Consider the following 23,975-nt stretch of genomic DNA (forward strand, 5'->3'; position numbering starts at 1 on the left):
GAACCCAACGCCCAGACCCGTCCGGAGCCTTCGCGCATGTTTCCGAAACCCGTCCCGCAGCTCACGCCCAACACCTACGCGTACGAATCGCAGCCGATGGTGAAGCCCACCGGCTTCCGCGAATACGACGCGCGCTGGCTGTTCGGCAAAGAGCTGAACCTCATGGGCGTTCAAGCCCTCGGCATGGGGATCGGCACCATCCTCGGCGAGATGGGCAAGCCGCGCGAGATCGTCACCGGTCACGATTTCCGCTCCTACTCCGCCTCCATCAAGATCGCGCTGATCCAGGGCCTGATGGCGGCCGGCTGCAAGGTCTACGACATCGGCCTCGCGGTGACGCCGATGGCCTATTTCGCCCAGTTCGCGCTCGACGTTCCGGCGGTCGCCATGGTCACCGCCTCCCACAACGAGAACGGCTGGACGGGCGTCAAGATGGGCGCCGACCGTCCGCGCACCTTCGGGCCGGACGAGATGGGCCGCCTGAAGGAGATCGTCCTCTCGGCCGCGTTCGACCTTCCCGGCGGCGGCTCCTACGAGTTCGTGCCGGACTTCCCGAAGACCTACATCGACGACATCACCAAGGGCCGGCAGATCAAGCGCAAGCTCAAAGTGGTGGCGGCGTGCGGCAACGGCACCGCTGGCGCCTTCGCGCCCCAGGTGCTGGAGAAGCTCGGCGTCGAGGTGGTCCCGCTGGACACCGAGCTCGACTTCACCTTCCCGCGCTACAACCCGAACCCCGAAGACCTCGAGATGCTGCACGCCATCGCCCACGCGGTGAAGGAGCACGGCGCGGACGTCGGCTTCGGCTTCGATGGTGACGGCGACCGCTGCGGCGTCATCACCGAGACGGGCGACGAGATCTATGCCGACATCATCGGCGTGATGCTGGCGCGCGACCTCTCCAAGCTGAAGAAGGGCTCGCAGTTCGTCGTCGACGTGAAGTCGACCGGCCTTTTCATGACCGACCCGGTGCTGAAAGAGAACGAGGCCAAGACCGACTATTTCAAGACCGGCCACAGCTACATCAAGCGCCGCGTCAACGAGCTGGGCGCCGTCGCCGGCTTCGAGAAGTCGGGCCACTTCTTCTTCAACGAGCCGATCGGCCGAGGCTATGACGACGGTCTGATCTCCGCCATCGCGATCCTCGAAATGCTGGACCGCAACCCGGACAAGTCGATGTCGGAGCTGCGGGCCGAGCTGCAGAAGACCTGGCAGACGCCGACCATGAGCCCGCACTGTGACGACGAGACCAAGTACGGCGTCGTCGACAAGGTGGTGAAGCGGTTCCAGGACATGCACGCCGCGGGCGAGACGGTGGCCGGGCAGAAGATCGCCGACCTCATCACCGTGAACGGTGTGCGCGTGGTGGCCGAGGACGGCACGTGGGGCCTGGTGCGCGCCTCCTCCAACAAGCCGGAACTGGTGGTCGTGGTGGAGAGCCCGACCAGTGAGGAGAACATGCGCGCGATGTTCAAGGCCGTCGACGGCGTGCTGCGCGAGAACCCGGAAGTCGGCGCCTACAACCAGTCGATCTGACCCGGCCGCCACCCCAGTGACGACCCGCGCCCCCGGCCCTCCGCCGGGGGCGTTTTCGTTCCGGCGGCCCAGTGTCGCGGCCGATCCCTCGGGTTTGCGAGGGCCCGTCCACCAACGGTTTACCACATCGCCTTAAACACCCTCGTCAATCGCGCAGGATGCGCAACGTTAACCCGTCGACAACGCGAGCCAGTGAGGTTCGTGCGTGATGGAACCGGCGGACGAGGGTCGCAAGGACATGGCAAACGGGGCTGACATCCAACGGGTGCGCCGCAATGGACGACCGCAACGCGCGGAAGTCTTCAGCGAGCTGTCCATGGTTGCCGCTCTTCTTGTGGCCGCGGTGGTGATTGCCATCGTCGCGGCTGGAGGCCCGGTGCTCAACATGCTATCAGCGTTCGGATGGACCTCCTGACCTTCCTCACCTGAAGTCTTTGCCATGATCGTCGGTCGACACGAAGCGGAGCGGCCGGCGCCGGTTCACTCCGTCCCCAAAGCCAAAGCCCAGGATTTCCTGGCCCGCCTCGCGCCTGAACACGCCGCCTTCGCCAAGGCCAACGGGTTTGACGGCGCCGCCGGCCAGACTCTCGCCCTCCCCGACGGTGCAGGACGGCTCGCCATGGTGCTCCTCGGCACCGGGGACGAGAGCGACCCCTTCGCCGCCGCCGCCCTCACCAAATATCGCGATGCCACCTTCGCGCTGGGCGAGAACTGGCGCGATCCGACCGCGGCCACCCTCGCCTTCCTCCTCGGCCTCTACCGCTACGACAGCTACAAGGCGGTGCCGGAGAAGACGGCCAAGCTGGTCGCCCCCGAAGGCGTCGACACGGTGGACGTGCGCCGCATCGCCAAAGCCGTGGGGCTGACGCGCGACCTCGTGAACACCCCCGCCAACGACCTCGGCCCGGCCGAGCTCGCCGACGCGGCCCAGGCGCTCGCCCGCGAATACGGCGCGGTGGTGGAGATCACCGACGGAGAGGATCTGGAAACCGGCTTCCCGATGATCGCCGCCGTGGGCGCGGCTTCGCACCGTCCTCCCCTCCTGGTCGATCTCACCTGGGGCGACGAGACGGCGCCGAAGGTGACCCTCGTCGGCAAGGGCGTCGTGTTCGACACCGGCGGGCTCGACATCAAGCCGGCCTCGGCCATGCTCCTGATGAAGAAGGACATGGGCGGCGCGGCGCAGGCGCTGGGCCTTGCCCAGATGATCATGGACGCCGAGCTTCCGGTGCGCCTGCGCGTCCTCATCGGCGCGGCGGAGAATGCGATCGGCGGCTGTGCCTTCCGCCCCGGCGACGTCTTGCGCTCGCGAAAAGGGCTGACGGTGGAGATCGGCAACACCGACGCGGAGGGCCGCCTGGTGCTGGCCGACGCGCTGGCGCTGGCCGACGACGAGGCTCCCGAAATCCTGATCGACTTCGCCACCCTCACCGGCGCCGCCCGCGTGGCGCTGGGGCCGGACCTGCCGGCGATGTTCACCCACGACGACGGCGTGGCGCAGGAGATCGCGGTGTCGGGCGAGGACGTGCACGATCCGGTGTGGCGCCTGCCGCTGTGGCCGCGTTACGACAAGTGGCTGAAGTCCGACATCGCCGACGTCAACCACATCTCCTCGCAGGCCTTCGCGGGGTCGATCACGGCGGCACTGTTCCTGAACCGCTTCGTGGAGAAGGCGCAGGCCCACGTCCACTTCGACCTCTACGCCTGGAACAACGAGCCGCGTCCCGGCCGTCCCAAGGGCGGCGAGGCGCAGGCGATCCGCGCGCTCTATCACTGGCTCTCGGTCAGGTACGGCGCGTGAGCGACGCGGCGCCGGGCCTTCCCCGGCTCGACGCGCGTCGCAACGCCGTCCGCCCCGACCTCGCCGACGCCGCGCTGAAGGGCCACGCCGAGGCCACCCGCTTCGTGACGCCTGAGCGCGCCGGCATCGCCGTCCCGCTGGTGGCGCTGCGGCGGCGGCCGGAACCGGGCGCGCCGGTCGACACCGAGCTTCTCCACGGCGAGCCGGTCGACGTTTTCGACACCGCCGACGGCTGGGCGTGGGTGCAGAGCCGCGTGGACCGCTATGTCGGCTACGTGGAGGCCACCGCCCTCGCCGCGCCGGACGTTCCCGCAGGGATGGCGCCGCACCGCATCTCCGTGCCGCTGGCGCTGGTGTTCCCCGAACCGTCGATCAAGGTCACGCCGGTGACGCGGCTTCCGATGGGCGCCGTCGTGCCCGCCTCCGACCTCGAAAAGCACGGCTCGGAGCGGTTCCACAGAACGCCGCTCGGCTACATCCTGACCCAGCATCTGACCCTGGCCGACCGTGCGGCGCCGGACTGGGTGGCGGTTGCGGAATCCTTCGTCGGCACGCCCTATCTGTGGGGCGGCAAGTCGTGGCTGGGGATCGACTGCTCGGGCCTCGTCCAGTTGGCGCTGCAGATGGCGGGGCGTGAGGCGCCGCGTGACAGCGACATGCAGGCCGCCGAGCTCGGCACGCTGCTCCCCCACGACCCGCTGCCCGACCTTGCCCGCGGCGACCTCGTGTTCTGGAAGGGCCATGTCGGCATGATGCTGGACGGCACGCGGCTGTTGCACGCCAACGGCTACCATCACCGCACCGCGGTCGAGCCGCTGGCCGAGACGATCGCGCGGCTGAGCGCGCTCGGCCTGTTGCCGACCGCCTACCGCCGCCTCTCCGCCGCCTGAAGCCACGGCGCTGACCCCGCCTCTGCGGTTGCGCCCTGCCACCGGCTTACTTAAGCCGTGGGGCCATTGGCGGACACCGCCTTCCTGTAATTCCGCGCCGGCCGGGTGACGCCGGCGCCTGCAACGAGGCCGCGATGAGCGAAACGCCCCACGTCGACATCACGCAAGAGGGCGTGGTCGCCATGGCCACCCTGGTGAACCCGGAGCGGCGCAACGCCATCTCGGCCGGCATGTGGCGCGAGATCGAGGATTTCGCCCTCTCCGTCACCGCCGACCCGGACGTGCGCGTGGTGATCTTCCGCGGCTACGGCGAGGTCTTCTCCGGCGGGGCGGACATCTCGGGCTTCGAGGACGACCGTTCGGACGCGGCCGAGGCGCGGGTCTATGACGAGCAGCTGGAGCGGGCGTGCCGTGCGGTGGAGGCGATCCGCCAGCCGACGGTGGCGCGGCTGGAAGGCCCGGTGGTGGGCGCGGGCTCGGCGCTGGCGCTGTCGTGTGACATCCGCGTCGCCACAGAGGACGCCTTCTTCATGGTGCCGGCGGCGCGCCTCGGGCTCGGCTACGATCCGCGGGGGATTGCCCGTCTGGTCCGGGTGTGCGGCGAGTCGATGGCGCGGTGGATGATGCTGACGGCGGGTCGTCTTCCGGTGCAGCGGGCCTTCGTGATGGGCGCGGTGCACGAGATCCTGTCCGACGACGAGATCGACGTGGCGTTGGAGCGGCTGGTGATCCGCCTGGCCGAGAATGCCCCGCTCAGTCTGGCGGCGGCGAAGGTGGCGATCCGCGCGGGGGCGGAGGGGGCGGACCCGGCGTTGATGGAAGAGGCGTGGCGCCTGGTCGACGCGGCCGATGCCAGCGACGACTATGCGGAAGGCCGCGCCGCGTTTGCCGAGAAACGGCACCCTCAGTTCGAGGGGCGTTAGAACCGGGCGGGTTCTAGAGGCAACGCGGCGCGACCGTCCTTTTTGCCATTAGCGTCCGGCCCGGCGGGCGGCGGCACGCTCGCGCACGATCAGCGCGGCGTTGTCGGCGAGCGGCAGGGACATGCCGTAGTCGATGTCGGCGCGGGTGATGCCGATGTCGTCGAGGATGTGCTGCTCGAGGTTAGCGAGACGGGCGAAGGCGGCCCGGCGGCGGCGCAGGGCATAGCCGCGGGAGATCTTGGATGCGAGGGTTCCGAAGAAGGAGCCGCTGCGGGACCCGGCGACGACGCCGGTGTCGATTGTCGAATCGGTAGACATAGAAGCCTCATTTATGAGCGTGATTGACGGCCAGATGGGCACGCCCCGCCGGCCAGTCGAACGACTAATTTTGATGCCCTGCACCACGAAAACTGAACGTCAGCGCGGTGCCGGAAGAGTGTCCATGCGCCGCCATGTGGCGCGAAGTTAGGCAGCGCGACCCCGCTTCAGCACCGGCACCGAAAACTGCCGCACAGCCGCGGCTTACGGCGGGTTTTCGGCGTGGCGGAAAGCGTTCACGGCGGAGAGTTGGGGTTCGCTGTCGTGCGTGTCCGGTCGCATGGCGAGCCTGTGCGGGGCTGTCGCGGCGAGGCATGCACCGATGTGCAGGGCAGACCCGCACGAAACGCAGGCAATCAACCGCGTAGTATCCAGCGGTTACACAGGCGGATAATAGCTGCACCCCGCACGCCAGAGTGACGCGAATCGCCCCCCACTCGGCGGTCCCGCCACCTGCGTCACAGCAGAGCGGTCCCCTCGCGTCTGTTCCCTGGAGCCGGCCGTCGCGCAAATTCTGGGGCCGGGCCGTGGTGCGCCGTCAAGGAGCCGCAGGCCGGCTTTAGCCGCTTGTCCTTGATGGCGTGCCGCGGCTCGGCCACGGGATGCAGCGTGATGGCCGGTTCCGGTGAACAGACGCGGGCTGTTCCTTGGTGAGTGCCCGAGCCCCGCGGCGCTTCCCCCGGCCGGGGCTCCGCGAAGTCACTCGGCCCAGCGTCATCCGGACCCAGGGTAGGCCGGGCCCGGTCAGGCGGTCTCGGCAACCAGCGCCTCGGCATCCGCAGGTGCGGCGACGGCATTCAGAGAGACGCGGATGTCGTGGAAGGCGGCGCCGCCATAGGGTGCGACGGCGTCGGCGCCGGTGAGGACGTTGATCCCCTCCCCGTCCATGAAGGCGCCGTTGCGGTGCAGGCCCTCGACGATGAGGGTGCCGCGCGCGACGGCGGACGTCACACGGGCGGCAACGCGGACGGAGCCGCGGGAGTTGGACAGCCGTACCACGGCGCCGTCGGCGACACCGGCCGCGGCCGCGTCATCGGTATGAACCATCACCACCGGCTCACCTTCCTTGGCGATGGATGACGGGGTGTCGTTGAAGGTGGAGTTGAGGAAGGAGCGCGCCGGAGCCGTCACCAGGCGGAAGGGCTCGGTTTCGGTCGCCTTCTCGATCACGTCCCACTGGTCGGGGAAGAGCGGCATCTCGCCGTGCGGCCCCATCGGCCCGTTGTTGGGATGGGGGATCTCTGTCCAGGCCGGGCTGAAGCGGAACTTGCCGTCCGGATAGGCGAACCCATCCACATAGTGCGCCTCGGCGAAGGGGGGCACGATGTCGACGAAACCGTCACGGTCGAGCGCTTCGAGGTCGTAGCCGGAGGCGGCCATCATCCACTCGATATGCTCGCGGGCGGTCATATCGAAGCCCGGATGCTCGGCACCCACCCGCCGCGCGATCTCGGACTGCACAAAGTGGTTCTCGCGGCATTCGCCCGGCGGGTCGACCAGCTTGGGGCCGGCCATCAGGTGGGTGTGGCCGCCGCCTTTGTAGATGTCGTCGTGCTCGGTGAACATGGTCGCGGGGAGCACGATGTCGGCCATCCGCGCGGTCTCGGTCATCATCTGCTCGTGGACGACGGTGAAGAGGTCCTCGCGCGAGAAGCCTCGGCGCACGAGGGTCTGCTCGGGCGCCACCACCATGGGGTTGGTGTTCTGGATCAACATGGCGCCGACGGCGGGACCGCCCTGCAGCGCCTCGACATCGCCGGTGAGGACGCGGCCGATCTGCGACTGGTCGAGCCGCCGGGTGGTGGGGTCCAGCGCGTCCGTCCCCTCGATCATCGACTTGTCGAGCTTGTAGATTCCGCCGTTGATGTGGAAGGCGCCGCCGCCCTCGTGCGCCCACAGGCCGAGCACTGTTGCGATGCTGGTGGCGGCGTGCATCGCCACCGTGCCGTTGCGCTGGCGGGTGAAGCCGTAGCCGAGGCGCAGGAAGGTGCGCCGGTTGGTTCCGACGAGGCGCGCGAACTCCTCGATCGCCTCGACGGTGAGGCCGGTGATGGCGGCGGCCCACTGCGGCGTGCGGGTGGCAAGGTGCGCCTCAAGCCCCGCCGGATCGTCGGCATGGCGGGCCATGAAATCGCGGTCGGCATAGCCGTCGCGGAAGGCGACGTGCATGACGGCGCAGGCGAGCGCTGCGTCGGTGCCCGGGCGCAGGACGAGGCCCATGTCGGCCTGGCGCACGGTGTCGTTCTCGTAGACGTCGATCGCCACGACCTTGGTGCCGCGTGCTTTGCGGGCGGCCATGGCGTGGGTCATCACGTTGACCTGGGTGGAGACGGCGTTGGTGCCCCAGATGACGATGACATCGGAGGCGGAGCGCATCTCGCGCGGGTCTGGCCCCATCAGGCGGCCGGTGCCGGCGACGAAGCCGGCATAGGACATGGCGGTGCAGATGGTGTCGTACTGCCGCGAATAGCGCTTGGTGTGGCGCAGGCGCTGAAGCCCGTCGCGCTGCACCTGGCCCATGGTGCCGGCATAGTGGTAGGGCCACACGCCCTCGGCGCCGAGCGCCGCCTCGGTGGCGAGGAATTTCTCGGCGATGATGTCGAGCGCATCGTCCCAGGTGACGGGCTTGAAGTCACCCGTCCCTTTGGGGCCGGTGCGCATCAGAGGCACCGTGAGGCGGTCCTTGTGGTGGGACCGTTCGGCGTAGCGGGCGACCTTCGCGCAGATCACGCCGGCGGTGTAGGTGTTGGCGGCGGATCCGCGGATGCGGCCGATCTTGCCGTCCGCCACCTCGACCTCGAGCGCGCAGGTCGACGGGCAGTCGTGCGGGCAGGTGGAGCGCAGGCGGACAGTGGCGTTCATGGGGGCACCTTCGGATCAGACGGCGCCAGGGTAGTCATTCGCGTAGCCTCTGCAAGCGGCGCAATCGCATACGCCCCGCGCGCCGCCGGCACACGTCGGGCGGGATGAACCGCCCGCGCGGCCATGGCCTTACATCGGGTAGGACAGCACCACGCTGGCGGCGTTCTCGGCGTCTTCGTTGACGTCGACCTTCACGTTCTCGAACACGGGTTCGCCGAGGGAGTCGCCGGAAAGGCCCCATGCCTCGCTGGGCCCGTGCTCGCCGACCTCGAAGGTGCCGTCGCCATTCTGATCGTGCACCACCGCGACGGCGTAGGAGCCGGGCGCGACGCCTTCGACCACCGCGGACACGGTTTCCGCGTCGGCCGGGACGATGAGGCTGTAGGTGCCGGCCTGGCCGAGAAATTCGTCCTCCGTCTGCAGCGCGATGAGGATGTCACCGACGCCGGGCTGAATGCCGGAGATGGTGACGGTCACTTCGGCCGCCTTCGCGGCGCTGGCGGCGGACCCTGCGGTGAAGGCGATGGCCGCAGCCGCGTAAAACAGGCTTCTCTTCATGACGCTCCCCAATGATGCTTGGAGGATAAATGCGTCGTCGGGGCAAAAAGTCCCAGATGCGGTGACGACGATGCTCCCCCGGCGCGCGGCTCAGGCGGCAGCGCCCCGGCGCAGCGCCGCGCCGAGGAGGCGTGACAGGAGTCCCCGGCGGCGTGGCCCCTCGCCCAGGCTGCCGGTCCCGTCGGCACAAAGCTCAGGCTTCACGCACAATGTGTCCGCCTCGATCAGCGCGCCTGCGGGGATCAGAACGGCCATGGGAACGCCCGGAATCAGCCACTCGGCGGCGAGGCGAACGAGGACGTCGCCACCGGAGGTCGCCAGAAGCTCGCCGTCGCGCAGCGGTAACCCTTCGACGATGTGGCGCCTGACGCCCTCCGCGGCGAGGCGCCACGCCTCGTCCTCGGTGCCCCTCGCGGTGGGGGCGACGGCTAGCTCGAAGCCGGTGAGCGGAAGAAGACCCTTCGTCATCATCCCAACGGTGCCGAGCAGGCCGCTATTTTGCGGATGGTACGGCGCGTATTGGACCAGGATCTCGTGCGGCACCTCGTCGGCGGCGAAGGCGGCGAGCACGGTGACTACCATGTCGGGCGGCAGAAAGGCGTCGTTCGGCAGGGTATGGAGGGCGAGCACGTCACCCGCCACCTCGGCAATGGCGGCGGTGAGCGCGAAGCCGACCTTCATGGAAAGCAGTGCGGCAAGCTCGCTGGCATCGCGCGGTGTGATGGCGATCGACACGATGGAGGCGTGCGCACCCAGCGCGGCGGACGGCTCCCAGACACGCAACGGGGCAAGGCCGTCGACGGGGACATCGAACCGCTCCCCGCGCTGGGCGAGGCGCACTTTGGTGCCGCCGACCGTCATGTGCATGGTCGTCTCGCCCGACAGGGTCGTGGCGTTGCGGAAGAGAAGCTCGCGCCCGACGACGTCCAGCACATCGGCCCACGGCAGCGCGGTGTCGTCGGAGCGCAGAACCGTAAAGTGCTGGATCATGCCATTCATCGCTTATCTCCCGGCGGTCTCGTTCGTGGCTGGAGATTGCGCGCGGCCGATTACCGGCGGTTCAAACCAATCGGTAAAGGAGCGATGCGGAGGATGGGCAAAATTGCCACGACCAAGACTTTCCGCAGCGTGATGGAGAGTTGTCCTGGGGCAAGGCGATGGGCTAGGCCTTGCAGCGAGACATCCAACGACAGGCCGTTCGTGACCCGCCTTCCCACATCCATCGACGAGACCGAAGCGCTGCTGGCGGAGGCCGACTATATTGCCGACCGCTCGCTGGCGACCGTCCTTTTCCTGGCGCTGCGCATGGGGCGCCCCTTGTTTCTGGAGGGTGAGGCCGGCGTCGGCAAGACCGAGATCGCCAAGGTCCTGGCTGCCGCGCTGGGCCGCAAGCTGATCCGCCTGCAGTGCTATGAGGGGCTGGACCAGGCCGCCGCGCTCTATGAGTGGAACTATGCCGCGCAGATGATCGCCATCCGCCAGGCCGAAGCCCATGTGGGTGACGGTTCGGGTGTGGACGGCATCTTCGCCGAGCGCTTCCTCATCCGCCGCCCGCTACTGGAGGCGCTCGAAACGCCGCCGGAGGGGGCGCCGATCCTGCTGATCGACGAGCTGGACCGCGCCGACGAGGCGTTCGAGGCCTTCCTGCTCGAGATCCTGTCGGACTTCCAGGTGACGATCCCGGAGCTCGGCACCGTGAAGGCGGCCGAGGCGCCGATCGTCATCGTGACCACCAACCGCACGCGCGAGATCCACGACGCGCTGAAGCGGCGGTGTCTTTACCACTGGGTGGACTATCCCTCGCTGGCGCGCGAGCGGGAGATCGTCAAGCGCAAGGTGCCGGGCGCGGGGGAGCGGCTCTCCGACGAGGTCGTCGGCTTCGTGCAGCGCCTCAGGGCGGGCGATCTCTTCAAGCCGCCGGGCGTGGCCGAGACGCTGGACTGGGCCCAGGCGCTGGCCGAGCTGGACCAGCTCGTGCTGGAACCTGGCGTCGCCGGAGACACGCTGGGCGTTCTGCTGAAGTATCAGGACGATATCGCCAAGGTGCGCGGGTCGGAGGTGCAGCGGCTGATCGAGGAGATGCGCACCCAGTCGGCCGGCAACGCCACGCTCTGAGGCGCCGCGCCGAGAGGCCGGCACGATAGGCCGCCGCGAAAAACCCGCGCCAACATACCTACGCCAACGTATTCGCGCCAACTTACCCGCGCCAACGTACCCGCATGGGGGACCTCATGCGGGTACGCCGGTGGGGTCGGCCCGTGCCGGGGCCGTGTGCGCGGGGGTCACTGCGGTTGTCCGGGGCGCCGCGCCATCCCGGACCCGCCCTGCACCGGCCGCGAAACGGCCGGAACCTTTGCGTTCCTGTCGAGGGGCGTGCGGTCAGCCGATGAAGAACCAGTCGGCGGACCCGTTCATGCCGCCGGCGCCGTCGAGGGTCAGGAAGCCGTCGCCGGTGTCGAAGACCAGATTGCCGCGCATGTCCTGCAGCCGGTCCGCGGCCTGTGAGGCGGTCATGTCGAGGTCGGAAATGTCGATCCGGTCGCCCTCGCGCGGGTTGAAGTCGGTGACGTTGTCACGCCCCTTCGCGGCGGCGACGAACAGGTCCGCGCCGCTGCCACCCTCGTAAACGTCACGGCCGCGGCCGCCGTTCAGCGTGTCGTTGCCCGTACCGCCGGCCAGGTTGTCGTTGCCCGCGCCGCCGAGCAGCAGATCGTTGCCGCCGTCGCCGAAGAGCCAGTCCTTGCCGCGCTGGCCGAGCAGGCGGTCGGCCCCGTTGCCGCCGGCCACGTTGTCGTTGCCGCCGCCGGCCATCAACACGTCGTTGCCGCCGAGGCCGCGCAAGTCGTCGTTGCCCCCGCCGCCATTCAGGCGGTCGTTCGCCTCGCGGCCGATGAGCAGGTCGTTGCCGGAAAATCCGAGCAGGATCGACACGCCGTTGACGCCGACGAGCGTGTCCCCGCCGCCGGTGCCCTTGGCGACGACGGCGCCGTTGCTCTCGTTGAAGGTCGTGGTCACACCGTCGAAGGCGTCGGCCTCGCCATAGAGGAAGCGCAGCGCCATGCGGTCCAGCGGCTGGTAGCTGACCTTGGATTCGCCGGTCCAATTGTAGCTCATCACCGTGTTGCCGGTGTTGTCCGCGGCGTATGGAAGCTGCGTATCGCCCTGGTGCGGGTGCTTCAGCCCCAGGGCGTGGCCGAGCTCGTGCAGCATGACCTGGAAGCCCTGCCCGCCCGGCTCCAGCACACCGCCGAGATATTCGCTGATGACGATGCCGCCGACGGTGTTGGCGTTCGCCTCGCTCACCTGCGGCACGCGGCCGGAGGACGCGCCGGTTCCGTTCGTGTTGTACTCGAACGTGACCATCGGGTCGGCGGTGTTCGGCACTTCGACGAAGCGCACGCCGGTGACGGTTTCGGCGTAGGCGACGACCTCGCGCGCGGCGTCGATCAGATTGTCGTCGGCGACCGCGCGCTTGACGTTGGCGTTACGCTCCGGCGCAAAACCGTATGTTACGATCACCGGCGCACCGGGTTCGGTCATCGCGTTGAAGCGGGAGGGCGGCCGTTCGTCGATGAGGGCATGCCAGTCGGCACTGCCCGCGAACGACGCGGTCGCGGCTTCGTAATCGGACACGGGTCCGGGATCCGGAGCGGCCATGACACGGCCCCGGTTGAGTTCACAGATGGCACACATTACACTTCCCCATCCACACACACAGACGAGGGTGGCCGTTTCCGACGGCGCCGGTACGCAACTTTATCCCCACCGCGAGATGACAAGCGGTGACGCGGTCTTTACATGCGACTGGTTAGGTCCCCACAGGCGTACGCATGCAAACCGTCATCATAGTCATCCATCTCATGATCGTGATCGCACTTATTGCGGTCATCCTCATCCAGCGGTCGGAAGGCGGCGCGCTCGGCATCGGCGGCGGTGGCGGAGGCGCTATGTTCTCCGCTCGCGGCAGCGCCAACTTGTTGACGCGCACCACGACCATCCTCGCAGTCATATTCTTCCTCACCTCGCTTGCGCTGGGCTTGATCGCCAAACAGCAGGCTGGTGCACCGTCGATCCTGGACTTCGGGCAGGAGAGCGCACCGGCGGCGGGGGCGGCGCTTCCGGCGGCTCCGGCCGGCGAGGGTAGCTTGCTCGACCAGCTCAACACCGAGTTCGGCGGCGCGCCCGAGGCCCCGACCGATGGCGGCCCGGCGACGGCTCCTGCGGCTCCGGCCGCGCCCTCCGGACCGGCAACGCCCGCCGCGCCGGACGGCAACTAAGGCGCGCGGACGCACCCGGCGCGGCGCGCGGCTCCGGCTGCGGGCCGGGCCTCGGCCCCTCCCCTCCGGCGGGCCCGGCGTTCCGACGATCGGCTGCCCGACAATCGGCCGCCCCACGATCGGCCGCCCGAGGATGATCCCGGCGCGTGACGCCTCGCGCGCCTCTCCGACCATCGATGCCACTCGCGATGCGCGGTGCCGGCCTTGCCGGCGCCGCGCTCTGCGTTTCGCGGCCACGCCACAGGCGGGTGCCGCCGGATCGGCACGGCGCGCCTCCTGTGCAGCGCTCCCGGCCGGACTGCGGTAGCCGGACCACGATGGGCGGACTGCCGTAGCCGGACCGGGGCGACCTACGGTCAGCCCGGCGGTCGCGGCATGGCACAGGGCCGCCTTTCGCCTATCCCGCCGATGTGGCTTGGGTTATGACGCTGACGATCATGGGTGGGAAGGATCGCGCCGAGCTGGCAGCAGCGTGGCGGATTTGCCGCAGCATCGCCTTCGCAGGCTGTGGGCAAGACCGTTCGCGGCACGGCGTCGCTTGGTCGATCCGAGGACCCCGCCTATCAACGCGGTCTTCTCACTCCAACGGCGGCGCCATGAAACTCGTTGCAGGCAACTCCAACCGTGCTCTGGCAGAGGCGATCTCCAGCTACCTCGACCTCCCGCTGACGGAGACCGCCGTCCGGCGCTTCGCCGACCAGGAAGTGTTCGTCGAGATCCGCGAGAATGTCCGCGGCGAGGACGTGTTCGTCATCCAGTCGACGAGCTATCCGGCCAACGACAACCTGATGGAACTCCTCATCATCATCGACGCTCTGGTGCGCGCCTCGGCGCGGCGCATCACCGCGGTGGTGCCCTATTTCGGCTACGCCCGTCAGGACCGCAAAACCGGCGGCCGCACGCCGATCTCGGCCAAGCTGGTGGCGAACATCATCACTCGCGCCGGCGCCGACCGCGTTCTGACCGTCGACCTGCACGCCGGGCAGATCCAGGGCTTCTTCGACATCCCGACCGACAACCTCTACATCGCCCCGGTGATGAGCCGCGACATCAAGGAGCGTTACGCGCTCGAGAACCTGATGGTCGTGTCGCCCGACGTCGGCGGTGTGGTGCGTGCGCGCGAGCTCGCCAAGCGGATCGACGCCCCGCTCGCCATCGTCGACAAGCGGCGCGAGCGGCCGGGCGAGTCGGAGGTGATGAACATCATCGGCGACGTGAAGGGGCGCGACTGCCTCTTGTTCGACGATATCGTCGATTCCGGCGGCACCTTGTGCAACGCGGCGGACGCGCTCTTGGCGAACGGCGCCAACCGGGTGTCCGCCTACATCACCCACGGCGTGTTGTCCGGCGGTGCTGTGGCGCGGATCGAAGCGTCGCGGCTGGACGAACTCGTCATCACCGACTCCATCGCGGTGACGGAGCCGATCGCCCAGGCGGACAAGTTGCGGGTGGTGTCGATCGCGCCGCTCATCGGCGAGGCGATCTCGCGAACGGCGCTGGAAAAGTCGGTGTCGAGCCTCTTCGACTGAGGCCCCCTGCCCGTTCGGCTCGGGTCCTGCGCTGCGGCGCGGACCGGCGATCGGGCAATTCTCCTAGACGGAGCGAACCGCGGCGTTCAGGCCGCGGCGGTGCGGGCGGACGCGGCTTGAAGCGTGTCGCTGGCGGCGCCGAGCGCCTCGAAGAAACCGTCGATGTCGCCGAGTTCCTCTTCCAGCTTAGAGCGCCGGCCGTTGAGGTCCTCGATGGTGGTGGTGAGGTTGCGGCGGCGCTCGCGGGCGGCGCGGGCGACCGTCGAGTAGGCGAAGTTCGCAGGATCGGCGACGCCGGAGCGGCGCTCCTCGCCCTCGATCTGCTTGCCGAGCTCGACGCGGATCACCTCGAGGTCGGCGATCATGCGTTCATATTGGGCGAGCTGGCGACGCAGCGCGGCCGCCTGAAATTCCTTCGCCTGGATGGTGCTTTCGCGTGGCTTCATGTGGTTCGGCCCCCCTCGTCCTGAGCAGGGTCCAACCTACTGGCGGCGTTTTTCGATTTCGTTCGCCCTTCCGGTCGAAACGCGGATGCCTCGTTAACCAACGAGAGGGAAAGCCTGCGACGGCCTTCAGCGAACACGCAGCACCGCATCGGCTTTCTTTTCCATCAATTTACCCTCTTGCGATGCCGCCGGCCGCCACGGATCCCGAAAAGGGCCGCTCCTCGGGGATTCGCTCTCGGCCGCCGCGTGCCCTTTTATTCGCTTATGGTTACGGCTTCGTCGCCAAAGCGGGACGGTTTGTGTCTTTCGGGACTCCGGCACCGCAACATTTTGCCGGCCGGTGCGGCAGGATTCGCCCGGAAGCCGCGGCATCATGCTGAATCGGCGATGAATTTTTCCCGCCTCGGTGGGCAGGCGCGGCAACATCACATTTGCATGTGTTAAGGACCGCGTTGCATAGGTGCCACACCACGCAAATGTGGAAATGCGCGGGATAACTGGGATTTCACCGGAAAACTGGTGCGTTTCCTAACGGGCCCGGCGCTGGAATTAAGCAATCATTTACCGGATCCGCTCATGGTCGATGCATGTCCGGCCGCACACGCAAAAGTCTTTGGACAACAGCGATGCGGCGCGCCGGACGATGCACCGTTTTGGTACCAAGGATTCGGGACTGAATCGGCGTTCCGCTCCGGGTGATCTTGCCCGAACCATAAATTCAGACCCGCTTTCCCGGCGGATCGCATGAGGGGACTTGCATGCGCGTTCTATTGATCGAGGATGACAGCGCCACCGCTCAGTCCATCGAGCTCATGCTGAACTCCGAGCGGTTCAACGTCTACACGACGAACCTCGGTGAAGAAGGCATCGATCTCGGGAAGCTCTACGACTACGACATCATTCTTCTCGACATCAATTTGCCGGACATGTCCGGTTACGAGGTGCTGCGGACGCTGCGGGTCTCCAAGATCGACACACCGATCCTGATCCTGTCCGGCCTCGGCAACATCGAGGACAAGGTGCGGGGCCTGGGCTTCGGCGCGGACGATTATCTCACCAAGCCGTTCCACAAGGACGAGCTGGTGGCGCGCATCAACGCCATCGTGCGGCGCTCCAAGGGCCATGCCGAATCGGTCATCCGCACCGGCGAGCTGGCGGTGAACCTCGACACCAAGACCGTCGACGTCGACGGGCAGCGGGTTCACCTGACCGGCAAGGAGTACCAGATGCTGGAGCTCCTCTCCCTGCGCAAAGGCACGACGCTGACCAAGGAGATGTTCCTCAACCATCTCTATGGCGGCATGGACGAGCCGGAGCTGAAGATCATCGACGTCTTCATCTGCAAGCTGCGCAAGAAGCTTTCGGCGGCGACGGGCGGTCGCAATTATATCGAGACGGTGTGGGGCCGGGGCTACGTGCTGCGCGAGCCGGAGCCCGAGCAGCACCGCGAATCGGCCTGACCGCCGGGCGCCCCGTGCCCGGAACCGCTGCAACGAAAAACGCCTCGACCCAGATCGCTGGGCCGAGGCGTTTTCGTGTTCGCTTCGTGAGAGGGCCTAGCGCGTCAGGCCAGGACGGTGCGCAGGACCATGGACGCGCCGTCGGACGTGACGTCGATGCGCAGGCCGCCGCTCGCCGCCAGCATCTCGATCATCTTGGCCTGCGTGGCGCGCGGGTCGGTGATCTCGCCGCCTCCGGTGAGGATGTCGAGGAAGGGCGGGCTGCGCAGCGTGTCGCCCGCGGCGGTGACGACGACGCCCTCCCCCTCGGCGGCGATGGTGACCGTGCCGCCGCGCGGGACCGCGCCGAGGGCGAAGGTGGCGAGCAGCATGGCGAGCTTGACGGGGATGCGCGGTGCGGCGGGGCCGGACCACGTCCAGTCCATGCTGGCCCGTTCGCCCTTGAAGAGCTCGCCGGTGAGGCGGCCTGCCTCGGCCGGGTCCAGCATCTCCGCGCCGCCGGCCGCGCCATAGGCCATACGCGCATATTGCAGCTTGGCGCTCGCCTGATGGGCGCTTTTCTTGATGAGGTCCATGGCCATCTCGGCCATGGATTCGTCCTCGGCCATCAGCTCCAGCCCGTTCTGGATCGCACCGACCGGACCCACGATGTCGTGGCACAGGCGCGAGGCCATCAGGCTCGCAAGGTCGAGTTCGCTTTGCATCATGCTCCCCGTGGCGCCGGCCGGGTGCCGCGCCTCACTTTCATCACCGGCGGGCCTCATTATCGGCCGCCCTCGAAAAACCCTAGCCGTAACGAACGAAGGTGTCCCATGCTGCGCCACGTTGTCCCCGTCGCCGCGCTGATGGCGATGCTGCTGGCCGCGCCCGGCAGCGTTCCGATCGCACACGCTCAAACCGCGACCGCGCAGGCCGCCGGCGCCCCCGCGAGCCGCTCGCAACAGGTTCAGCCGGTCGTAACCTATTCAGCGCCCGAACTCGTCGCGGCGGGCACGGAGTTCTTCGGCGAGACGTCGGGAGAGCTCGCCCAGCTCATCCAGGTGATCTTCTCAAAGTTCGGCCAGCCCAACGGCTACATCCTGGGCGAGGAGGCCTCCGGCGCCCTGATCGGCGGCGTGCGCTATGGCGAGGGTGTCTTGAACACCACTCAGCTCGGCCGTCACAAGCTCTTCTGGCAGGGCCCGTCGATCGGCTGGGACTTCGGCGGCTCGGGCAGCCGGGTGATGATGCTGGTCTACAATCTCCCCGACGCATCGCGGATCATGGGCCGGTTCGGCGGCGTCGAGGGGTCGGCCTATGCGATCGGCGGGCTGGCGATGACGGTGCTGGTGGCGGGGGACGTGATCGTCGTTCCGGTGCGCACGGGGGTCGGAGCGCGGCTCGGCATCAACGTGGGCTATTTGAAGTTCACGCCGCAGCCGACGTGGAACCCGTTCTGACGGCTCGGCCACGCGTGCCCGACCGGCAGGATTGTGTCGGGTTTCACGCCGGCCGTTCACGCTGGCCGTGACAGACTTTGCTGCCGGAGAGTATGAGAGGGCGCTGCCGCGCAGTGGACGCGCACGCTCAATAGAAGGTGGTTCAGTTGTTTGAAGACCTTACCCTTCCGATCGCAGCTTTCGGAGTGGTCCTCGCATTCATCGTGCTCGCGATCGTGACCACGGCGCTGTCGAAGAGGCCGCGGCGCGAGGTGGTGGATGCGGCCACGGTGCAGGCCGAGAAGGACGTGATGCGCGCCAACCACGCGGTGGAGGTGGCGGCGTTGGAGAGGCGGCTCGCGGCGGCCCAGGGGCGCGGCCTTGAAGGCGGCGACACGGCGCTGAAGATCGCCGAGGCCAAGAAGGAGGCGGACGGTCTGCGGCGTGAGATGGAGCGGCTGAAGCAGGACGCGCTGACGCAGCAGAACGCCCTGAAGACGCTGACCGAGGAGCGTGACGCTCTGGCCCGCAAGGCCGCGGCGGCGAGTGACAAGGCGGCCGAGCGTGAGCGGGCGCTCTCCGCGCGCGAGGCTGAGCACGAGGCCGCCCTCGCCGCGCTGCGGGCCGAGCGTGACAAGGCGCAGGCCGAAGCGCGCGAGCGGGCCGAGACGATCAAGGCGCTGCGCGAGGAGGTGGCGACGGTGTCCAACCGCCTGGTGCGGCCGGACGGTCCTGCGACGGAGGCGCCCAAGCCGACGAGTGCGGGCGAGATGGCCGCGGCTGTGGCCGCCAAGGGCGTGGCCGAGCGCGAGGCGAAGGGGCTGCGCGAAGAACGCAACCAGCTTCGCGCGCGCATCGAGGCGGCCGAGGAGCAGACCCGCACCGCCAACGCCGAATTGTCGCGCCTGTCCTACGAGATGGAGCAGTTGCGGTCGGCCGCCACGGCGCATGAGCGGCGCGAAAGCGAGGCGCGGGCGAAGGTGGAGCAGCGTGAGGCGATGCTGGAGCTTCGCCAGCAGCGCATCTACGAGTTGGAAGGCCAGGTGCGCACGCTGAACGGCGAGTTGCGGGAGGCGTCCGGCGGCAAGGGCACGGCGATGTCGGCTCTGGAATCGCGGCTCGATGTCGTGACCACGGAGAAGGCCGCGCTGTTGGCCGAACTGGAAGCGATGCGGCAGACGATGGCGGCCTCCGCGGAAGGGTCCGACGAGGGTGCCGCTGCGGCCGCGCTGGCGGAGAAGGACGAGGCGTTGAAGGCGCAGCTCGACGCGCTGAAGGCCGAGAACGAAACGTTGCGGGCGGCGTCGCAGGACGCGGCCGCGCTCAGCGAGGCGGAGGTGGCGGCGCTGCGCCGCGAGCTTCACGACCTGGCGCAAAAGTTCATCGACATGTCGGCACCGCCGGAAGCTACAAAGTCTCCGGAGGAGATGACGCTCGCCGAGCGGATCCGCGCCTTCAAGGCGGCCCGCGCGGCCGCAAGCTGAGCGGACCGCCGGCGGCGGCGCCCCCGCGCGGAGCGCTTCCCTGTTGATAAGTCCGCGCGCCGAAGGCACGGCGCGGCGGTCGACGCGGCGGCTGATCGCGCCGCGTCCCGAGGGGCCGCTCGCGGCGCATTCCCCTGCCCGGCGCGCGCCATCGCTCGCCGATGCGCCTGAAATTCCAGTGTTTTGGCGGGAGATGGTGGGCGGTGACGGATTCGAACCGCCGACCTACTGGGTGTAAACCAGCCGCTCTAACCAGCTGAGCTAACCGCCCCTGAAGGGTTGAATAGCGCGGCGCTTTCGATCTGGAAAGGTCGGGAAGAAAGTCGCTTGACACAACCGGCCGGGGGCCGTAATTCCCCTCTCCACGGGCCGACGGTCACCACCGCGGCCCACCCGGTTGGGGGTGTAGCTCAGTTGGTTAGAGCGCCGGCCTGTCACGCCGGAGGTCGCGGGTTCGAGCCCCGTCACTCTCGCCATGGCACCCCGCCAGTCTAGAACCTCCCCCACGATCCGATCCTTCCTCGAAGATCCTCTCGGTCCGATAGTCACCGTGACGACGAGTGTTGCGCGCTTCACCGCATCGTGCATCATTTCGAGCGGCGTCCATTTCGACGCACCGGCTTTCGCGCATGGATCAGATCGAAATGACTTCAGCGTCCCGCCCTTTTTCGGGCCTTGCCCGCGCCGTTCTGTTCGCCGCGGCCGCCCTCGCCGCATCCGGCGCCTTCACAGCGGCCCACGCCGTCGACGTGACGACCTCGGCCGGCAAGGCGGTCATGGTCGCAAACTTCCACGGCTGGACGTCGCAGTGCCGCACCCGGCCGATCGAGGTGGCGATCACGCGCCAGCCGAAGAACGGCACCGTCAGCATCACCAAGTCGACGGCGACGATCGAGCGAGCGTTCCGGGGCAATGCCGGCACCTGCGCCGGCACGACGGTGGGAAGCCAGCGCGTCGTCTACACGCCGAAGGCCGGGTTTCGCGGCAGCGACGCCTTCAGCCTGTCCACCGGCAATCCGGGGCAGGTGCGCAAGGTGGGGCACCGCTTCAACATCACCGTGCGCTGAGCCTCCGTTCCGGTCTTTGCCTGCGTCACCATGACGTTGGCGGTGTGTCCAACCCCGATGATCGACGCGCAAATGAGCGCGGAGAGTTGCGGCGCTGCGCGGTTTGAGTCATTCCAAGGACCGCCATACATGGAATGAGGCGGCTGGGCGGCATCTGCGCGCCCGGCTCTGCCGCGAAGGGGTACGGATGGAAGACCTCCTCACCAGCTATCTCCCGGTCATCATCTTTGCCGGGATCGCCTGCGTCATCGGACTTGCGCTGCTCGTGGTGCCGTTCATCGTCGCCTACAAGTCGCCCGATCGCGAGAAGCTGTCCGCCTACGAGTGCGGCTTCAATGCGTTCGACGATGCGCGCATGAAGTTCGACGTGCGCTTCTACCTGGTTGCGATCCTGTTCATTATCTTCGACCTGGAAGTCGCTTTCCTGTTCCCCTGGGTGTTGTCGTTCGACCACATCGGCTGGTTCGGGTTCGGCTCGGTGATGGTGTTCCTCACCATCCTCACCATCGGCTTCGTGTATGAGTGGAAAAAGGGAGCCCTCGAATGGAATTGACGCAGGACAAGCCGCTCCTGGCGACATCGGCGATGGGCGGGGCCAACCAGCCGGACGACGCCTTCTTCCGCAACGTGTCGGACGAGCTGGCCGACAAAGGCTTCGTCGTCACCTCGACCGAGGCGCTGATCCAGTGGGCGCGCACCGGCTCCTTGATGTGGATGACCTTCGGCCTCGCCTGCTGCGCGGTCGAGATGATGCAGATGTCGATGCCGCGTTACGACGTGGAGCGGTTCGGCGTCGCCCCGCGCGCCTCGCCCCGCCAGTCGGACGTGATGATCGTCGCCGGCACGCTGACGAACAAGATGGCGCCGGCCCTGCGCAAGGTCTATGACCAGATGCCGGAGCCGCGCTACGTCATCTCCATGGGCTCGTGCGCCAACGGCGGCGGCTACTACCATTATTCCTATTCCGTGGTGCGCGGCTGCGACCGTGTGGTTCCGGTGGACGTCTATGTTCCCGGCTGCCCGCCGACCGCCGAGGCGCTGCTCTACGGTATCCTCCTGTTGCAGCGGAAGATCCGCCGCACCGGCACCATCGAACGCTGATTGCGCGGAGCACGCCCGTCATGGCCTTCCAACCCGACATCGGCGCCCTCGACGACCTCGCCGAGATGGTCCGCAACTTCTCGCCCGTCGGCGTGATCGACAGCGTGATCGCCTACGAGCAGCTCACGATGACCGTCACCCGTGAGGCGATCGTCGACATCGTGCGCTTCCTGCGGGACGATCCGCGTGCGGCCTTCGTCAACCTCGTCGACATCTGCGGTGTGGACTGGCCGGCGCGGCCGGAGCGGTTCGAGGTGGTCTACCACTTCCTCTCGCCGGTTCAGAACCAGCGCATCCGCCTGAAGGTGACGACCGACGAGCGCACGCCCGTCCCCTCCCTCTCCGGCCTCTTCCCGGCGGCGGACTGGTACGAGCGCGAGGCCTACGACCTCTACGGCATCCTCTTCACCGACCACCCGGACCTGCGCCGCCTTCTGACCGACTACGGCTTCGACGGGCATCCGCTGCGCAAAGACTTCCCGCTGACCGGCTTCGTCGAGGTGCGCTACGACGACGAGGCCAAGCGCGTCGTCTACGAACCCGTCAGGCTCGCCCAGCAGTTCCGCGACTTCGACTTCCTGTCGCCGTGGGAAGGCACCGAGTACGAGCTGCCCGGCGACGAAAAGGCAAAGGTGAACTGATGGCCCGCACGGGACGCTGCCTTTGCGGCGGCATCGAAGTCACCGCCGAGCTGAAGGCCGAGGACATGGGCGCGTGCCACTGCACCATGTGCCGCAAGTGGTCGGGCGGGCCGTTCATGGAGGTGGAGACCGGCGCGCTGACCTTCACCAAGGGCGAGCCGACGGTCTACGCCTCCTCGGAGTGGGCGGAGCGGCTGTTCTGCCCGACCTGCGGCACGCATATCTGCTACCGCACCAAGGACGGCGCCTTCCACGCCACCAACGCCGCGCTGTTCGACGAGGCTCCCACCGGCACCCTGGCGATGGAAGTCTTCATCGACCAGAAGCCGGACTCCTACGCCTTCGCCGGCGAGCGCAAGACGATGACGGCGGCCGAGGTCATGGCCGCTTTCGCGGGGAACGGCTGACATGACGTCCGTTATCCGCCTCAACTCGAACGCTGCCGCGCCGCGCGCGGTGTCCGCAGGGACCGCATAAGATGGCCGAGCAATCCGTTCGCAATTTCAACATCAACTTCGGCCCGCAGCACCCGGCCGCGCACGGCGTTCTGCGCCTCGTGCTGGAGCTCGACGGTGAGATCGTCACCCGTGTCGACCCACATATCGGCCTCCTCCACCGCGGCACCGAGAAGCTGATCGAGCACAAGACCTACCTCCAGGCGACGCCGTACTTCGACCGTCTGGACTACGTCGCGCCGATGAACCAGGAGCACGCCTTCGTGCTCGCCGCCGAGAAGCTGCTCGGCGTCGAGGTGCCGAAGCGCGCCCAGCTCATCCGCGTCCTGTTCTGCGAGATCGGCCGCATCCTGTCGCATCTCCTCAACGTCACCACGCAGGCGATGGACGTCGGCGCCCTCACCCCGCCGCTGTGGGGCTTCGAGGAGCGCGAGAAGCTGATGATGTTCTATGAGCGCGCCTGCGGGGCGCGTCTCCACGCCAACTATTTCCGCGTCGGCGGCGTCCACCAGGACCTTCCGCCTGCGTTGATCGACGACATCGAAGCCTTCTGCGACCCGTTCCTGAAGGTGGTGGACGATCTCGACCGGCTGATCACCGGCAACCGCATCTTCCGCCAGCGCAACGCCGACATCGGCGTCGTGACGCTCGAGGAGTGCTGGGCCTGGGGCTTCTCGGGCGTGATGGTGCGCGGCTCGGGCGCGGCGTGGGACCTGCGCAAATCGCAGCCCTACGAGTGCTACGAGGAGATGGAATTCGACATCCCCATCGGCAAGAACGGGGACTGCTTCGACCGTTATCTCATCCGCATGGAAGAGATGCGCCAGTCGGTCCGGATCATGCGCCAGGCGATCGACAAGCTGCGCGTCACCACGGGCCCGCACATGACGACCGACGGTAAGGTGGCGACACCCCCGCGGCGCGAGATGAAGCGCTCGATGGAAGCGCTCATCCACCACTTCAAGCTCTACACCGAGGGCTTCCACGTTCCGGAGGGCGAGATCTACGCCGCCGTCGAGGCGCCGAAGGGCGAGTTCGGCGTCTACCTGGTCTCGGACGGCACCAACAAACCCTACCGCTGCAAGATCAAGGCCCCCGGCTTTGCCCACCTGCAGGCGATGGACACCATGTGCGAAGGGCACATGCTGGCCGACGTCGCCGCCATTTTGGGCTCGCTCGACATCGTGTTCGGCGAGGTGGACCGGTAAG

24 protein-coding genes and 2 tRNA genes are annotated in these 23,975 nt (G+C 67.9%); 18 read left to right on the forward strand and 8 right to left on the reverse strand.

From position 1 onward, the window contains the following. Nucleotides 1–36: 36 nt before the first annotated feature. From BIX52_RS20310 to BIX52_RS20325, 5 genes are all read left to right on the forward strand, one after another. Complete coding sequence (locus BIX52_RS20310; protein ID WP_075222942.1) at nucleotides 37–1,536, forward strand: phosphomannomutase/phosphoglucomutase; 1,500 nt, start codon at nucleotides 37–39, stop codon at nucleotides 1,534–1,536. Between the two features lie 208 nt (nucleotides 1,537–1,744). Continuing rightward, nucleotides 1,745–1,951: a hypothetical protein gene (locus BIX52_RS23050; RefSeq protein ID WP_139312827.1), complete on the forward strand. Its 207-nt coding sequence runs from the start codon at nucleotides 1,745–1,747 to the stop codon at nucleotides 1,949–1,951. A 24-nt stretch (nucleotides 1,952–1,975) separates the two neighbouring features. Next, on the forward strand, nucleotides 1,976–3,337 hold the full coding sequence (locus tag BIX52_RS20315; protein WP_075222943.1) for a leucyl aminopeptidase family protein: 1,362 nt from the start codon (nucleotides 1,976–1,978) through the stop codon (nucleotides 3,335–3,337). Beyond that, nucleotides 3,334–4,227, forward strand: coding sequence for a C40 family peptidase (locus BIX52_RS20320; protein ID WP_075222944.1), 894 nt, complete (start codon nucleotides 3,334–3,336; stop codon nucleotides 4,225–4,227). The genes BIX52_RS20315 and BIX52_RS20320 overlap by 4 nt, the downstream gene beginning before the upstream one ends. Nucleotides 4,228–4,361: 134 nt before the next feature. Then, a complete protein-coding gene (locus tag BIX52_RS20325) occupies nucleotides 4,362–5,150 on the forward strand; it encodes an enoyl-CoA hydratase/isomerase family protein (RefSeq protein ID WP_075222945.1) in 789 nt (262 codons plus the stop codon). Between the two features lie 48 nt (nucleotides 5,151–5,198). On the opposite strand, the gene BIX52_RS20330 is transcribed toward BIX52_RS20325, so the two are convergent. The 4 genes from BIX52_RS20330 to BIX52_RS20345 form a co-directional block, all read right to left on the reverse strand. After that, nucleotides 5,199–5,468 carry a YjiS-like domain-containing protein gene (locus BIX52_RS20330; protein WP_075222946.1) on the reverse strand — a complete coding sequence of 90 codons (270 nt, stop codon included), beginning with the start codon at nucleotides 5,466–5,468 and terminating at the stop codon, nucleotides 5,199–5,201. A 744-nt stretch (nucleotides 5,469–6,212) separates the two neighbouring features. Continuing rightward, a complete protein-coding gene (locus tag BIX52_RS20335) occupies nucleotides 6,213–8,330 on the reverse strand; it encodes a molybdopterin-dependent oxidoreductase (RefSeq protein ID WP_075222947.1) in 2,118 nt (705 codons plus the stop codon). A gap of 129 nt (nucleotides 8,331–8,459) precedes the next feature. Further along, nucleotides 8,460–8,888, reverse strand: coding sequence for a DUF2141 domain-containing protein (locus tag BIX52_RS20340; RefSeq protein WP_075222948.1), 429 nt, complete (start codon nucleotides 8,886–8,888; stop codon nucleotides 8,460–8,462). A 90-nt stretch (nucleotides 8,889–8,978) separates the two neighbouring features. Next, a complete protein-coding gene (locus BIX52_RS20345; protein WP_075222949.1) occupies nucleotides 8,979–9,878 on the reverse strand; it encodes a hypothetical protein in 900 nt (299 codons plus the stop codon). A gap of 210 nt (nucleotides 9,879–10,088) precedes the next feature. Here BIX52_RS20345 and BIX52_RS20350 point away from each other — a divergent pair, with 210 nt between their 5' ends. Next, complete coding sequence (locus BIX52_RS20350) at nucleotides 10,089–11,003, forward strand: AAA family ATPase (RefSeq protein ID WP_075222950.1); 915 nt, start codon at nucleotides 10,089–10,091, stop codon at nucleotides 11,001–11,003. A gap of 264 nt (nucleotides 11,004–11,267) precedes the next feature. Here BIX52_RS20350 and BIX52_RS20355 read toward each other — a convergent pair whose 3' ends face one another. After that, nucleotides 11,268–12,521 (reverse strand): reprolysin-like metallopeptidase, encoded by a 1,254-nt coding sequence (locus tag BIX52_RS20355; protein WP_075222951.1) that lies wholly within the window; start codon nucleotides 12,519–12,521, stop codon nucleotides 11,268–11,270. 197 nt (nucleotides 12,522–12,718) lie between these two features. Between BIX52_RS20355 and secG the strand changes: the two genes are divergently transcribed. Continuing rightward, the gene (gene secG / locus BIX52_RS20360) at nucleotides 12,719–13,165 is read left to right on the forward strand and encodes a preprotein translocase subunit SecG (RefSeq protein ID WP_075222952.1); all 447 of its coding nucleotides are present in this window, start codon (nucleotides 12,719–12,721) and stop codon (nucleotides 13,163–13,165) included. Nucleotides 13,166–13,761: 596 nt separating this feature from the next. Beyond that, the gene (locus BIX52_RS20365; RefSeq protein WP_075222953.1) at nucleotides 13,762–14,694 is read left to right on the forward strand and encodes a ribose-phosphate pyrophosphokinase; all 933 of its coding nucleotides are present in this window, start codon (nucleotides 13,762–13,764) and stop codon (nucleotides 14,692–14,694) included. Between the two features lie 86 nt (nucleotides 14,695–14,780). Here BIX52_RS20365 and BIX52_RS20370 read toward each other — a convergent pair whose 3' ends face one another. Next, the gene (locus BIX52_RS20370; protein WP_075222954.1) at nucleotides 14,781–15,140 is read right to left on the reverse strand and encodes a hypothetical protein; all 360 of its coding nucleotides are present in this window, start codon (nucleotides 15,138–15,140) and stop codon (nucleotides 14,781–14,783) included. A 758-nt stretch (nucleotides 15,141–15,898) separates the two neighbouring features. Between BIX52_RS20370 and ctrA the strand changes: the two genes are divergently transcribed. Beyond that, complete coding sequence (gene ctrA, locus BIX52_RS20375) at nucleotides 15,899–16,600, forward strand: response regulator transcription factor CtrA (protein ID WP_075222955.1); 702 nt, start codon at nucleotides 15,899–15,901, stop codon at nucleotides 16,598–16,600. Between the two features lie 104 nt (nucleotides 16,601–16,704). On the opposite strand, the gene BIX52_RS20380 is transcribed toward ctrA, so the two are convergent. After that, on the reverse strand, nucleotides 16,705–17,307 hold the full coding sequence (locus tag BIX52_RS20380) for a histidine phosphotransferase family protein (RefSeq protein WP_075222956.1): 603 nt from the start codon (nucleotides 17,305–17,307) through the stop codon (nucleotides 16,705–16,707). Nucleotides 17,308–17,412: 105 nt separating this feature from the next. Between BIX52_RS20380 and BIX52_RS20385 the strand changes: the two genes are divergently transcribed. Beyond that, entirely contained in the window at nucleotides 17,413–18,039 is a 627-nt protein-coding gene (locus BIX52_RS20385; RefSeq protein ID WP_245803250.1) for a DUF1134 domain-containing protein, read from the forward strand. 146 nt (nucleotides 18,040–18,185) lie between these two features. Beyond that, entirely contained in the window at nucleotides 18,186–19,502 is a 1,317-nt protein-coding gene (locus tag BIX52_RS20390; protein ID WP_139312828.1) for a coiled-coil domain-containing protein, read from the forward strand. 194 nt (nucleotides 19,503–19,696) lie between these two features. On the opposite strand, the gene BIX52_RS20395 is transcribed toward BIX52_RS20390, so the two are convergent. Beyond that, nucleotides 19,697–19,773 (reverse strand) — tRNA-Val (locus BIX52_RS20395). A gap of 128 nt (nucleotides 19,774–19,901) precedes the next feature. On the opposite strand from BIX52_RS20395, the gene BIX52_RS20400 reads away from it, so the two are divergent. From BIX52_RS20400 to BIX52_RS20430, 7 genes are all read left to right on the forward strand, one after another. Further along, a tRNA-Asp gene (locus BIX52_RS20400) sits at nucleotides 19,902–19,978 on the forward strand. Nucleotides 19,979–20,146: 168 nt separating this feature from the next. Further along, a complete protein-coding gene (locus BIX52_RS20405; RefSeq protein ID WP_139312829.1) occupies nucleotides 20,147–20,569 on the forward strand; it encodes a hypothetical protein in 423 nt (140 codons plus the stop codon). Nucleotides 20,570–20,756: 187 nt separating this feature from the next. Then, nucleotides 20,757–21,122, forward strand: a complete 366-nt coding sequence (locus BIX52_RS20410) for an NADH-quinone oxidoreductase subunit A (RefSeq protein ID WP_075222959.1) — start codon at nucleotides 20,757–20,759, stop codon at nucleotides 21,120–21,122. After that, entirely contained in the window at nucleotides 21,113–21,670 is a 558-nt protein-coding gene (locus tag BIX52_RS20415) for a NuoB/complex I 20 kDa subunit family protein (RefSeq protein ID WP_075222960.1), read from the forward strand. Before BIX52_RS20410 ends, BIX52_RS20415 begins: the two co-directional genes overlap by 10 nt. A gap of 20 nt (nucleotides 21,671–21,690) precedes the next feature. Next, entirely contained in the window at nucleotides 21,691–22,311 is a 621-nt protein-coding gene (locus BIX52_RS20420; protein WP_075222961.1) for an NADH-quinone oxidoreductase subunit C, read from the forward strand. Then, nucleotides 22,311–22,718: a GFA family protein gene (locus tag BIX52_RS20425; RefSeq protein ID WP_075222962.1), complete on the forward strand. Its 408-nt coding sequence runs from the start codon at nucleotides 22,311–22,313 to the stop codon at nucleotides 22,716–22,718. Before BIX52_RS20420 ends, BIX52_RS20425 begins: the two co-directional genes overlap by 1 nt. Before the next feature lie 71 nt (nucleotides 22,719–22,789). Beyond that, nucleotides 22,790–23,974 (forward strand): NADH-quinone oxidoreductase subunit D, encoded by a 1,185-nt coding sequence (locus BIX52_RS20430; protein ID WP_075222963.1) that lies wholly within the window; start codon nucleotides 22,790–22,792, stop codon nucleotides 23,972–23,974. Nucleotide 23,975 lies beyond the last annotated feature (1 nt).

It is taken from the genome of Acuticoccus yangtzensis (genome assembly GCF_001927245.1).
In the GTDB taxonomy this organism is placed as follows: domain Bacteria; phylum Pseudomonadota; class Alphaproteobacteria; order Rhizobiales; family Amorphaceae; genus Acuticoccus; species Acuticoccus yangtzensis.

Bases quoted from the DNA above. Each gene is read 5' to 3' on its own strand.
- BIX52_RS20385 (WP_245803250.1), top strand. From the start codon at position 17,413: ATGCTGCGCCACGTTGTCCCCGTCGCCGCGCTGATGGCGATGCTGCTG.
- BIX52_RS20415 (WP_075222960.1), top strand. From the start codon at position 21,113: ATGGAATTGACGCAGGACAAGCCGCTCCTGGCGACATCGGCGATGGGC.
- BIX52_RS20430 (WP_075222963.1), top strand. From the start codon at position 22,790: ATGGCCGAGCAATCCGTTCGCAATTTCAACATCAACTTCGGCCCGCAG.
- BIX52_RS20425 (WP_075222962.1), top strand. From the start codon at position 22,311: ATGGCCCGCACGGGACGCTGCCTTTGCGGCGGCATCGAAGTCACCGCC.
- ctrA (WP_075222955.1), top strand. From the start codon at position 15,899: ATGCGCGTTCTATTGATCGAGGATGACAGCGCCACCGCTCAGTCCATC.
- BIX52_RS20365 (WP_075222953.1), top strand. From the start codon at position 13,762: ATGAAACTCGTTGCAGGCAACTCCAACCGTGCTCTGGCAGAGGCGATC.
- BIX52_RS20345 (WP_075222949.1), bottom strand. From the start codon at position 9,878: ATGATCCAGCACTTTACGGTTCTGCGCTCCGACGACACCGCGCTGCCG.
- BIX52_RS23050 (WP_139312827.1), top strand. From the start codon at position 1,745: ATGGAACCGGCGGACGAGGGTCGCAAGGACATGGCAAACGGGGCTGAC.
- BIX52_RS20370 (WP_075222954.1), bottom strand. From the start codon at position 15,140: ATGAAGCCACGCGAAAGCACCATCCAGGCGAAGGAATTTCAGGCGGCC.
- BIX52_RS20340 (WP_075222948.1), bottom strand. From the start codon at position 8,888: ATGAAGAGAAGCCTGTTTTACGCGGCTGCGGCCATCGCCTTCACCGCA.
- BIX52_RS20405 (WP_139312829.1), top strand. From the start codon at position 20,147: ATGACTTCAGCGTCCCGCCCTTTTTCGGGCCTTGCCCGCGCCGTTCTG.
- BIX52_RS20315 (WP_075222943.1), top strand. From the start codon at position 1,976: ATGATCGTCGGTCGACACGAAGCGGAGCGGCCGGCGCCGGTTCACTCC.
- BIX52_RS20310 (WP_075222942.1), top strand. From the start codon at position 37: ATGTTTCCGAAACCCGTCCCGCAGCTCACGCCCAACACCTACGCGTAC.
- BIX52_RS20335 (WP_075222947.1), bottom strand. From the start codon at position 8,330: ATGAACGCCACTGTCCGCCTGCGCTCCACCTGCCCGCACGACTGCCCG.
- BIX52_RS20325 (WP_075222945.1), top strand. From the start codon at position 4,362: ATGAGCGAAACGCCCCACGTCGACATCACGCAAGAGGGCGTGGTCGCC.
- BIX52_RS20410 (WP_075222959.1), top strand. From the start codon at position 20,757: ATGGAAGACCTCCTCACCAGCTATCTCCCGGTCATCATCTTTGCCGGG.
- secG (WP_075222952.1), top strand. From the start codon at position 12,719: ATGCAAACCGTCATCATAGTCATCCATCTCATGATCGTGATCGCACTT.
- BIX52_RS20380 (WP_075222956.1), bottom strand. From the start codon at position 17,307: ATGATGCAAAGCGAACTCGACCTTGCGAGCCTGATGGCCTCGCGCCTG.
- BIX52_RS20330 (WP_075222946.1), bottom strand. From the start codon at position 5,468: ATGTCTACCGATTCGACAATCGACACCGGCGTCGTCGCCGGGTCCCGC.
- BIX52_RS20420 (WP_075222961.1), top strand. From the start codon at position 21,691: ATGGCCTTCCAACCCGACATCGGCGCCCTCGACGACCTCGCCGAGATG.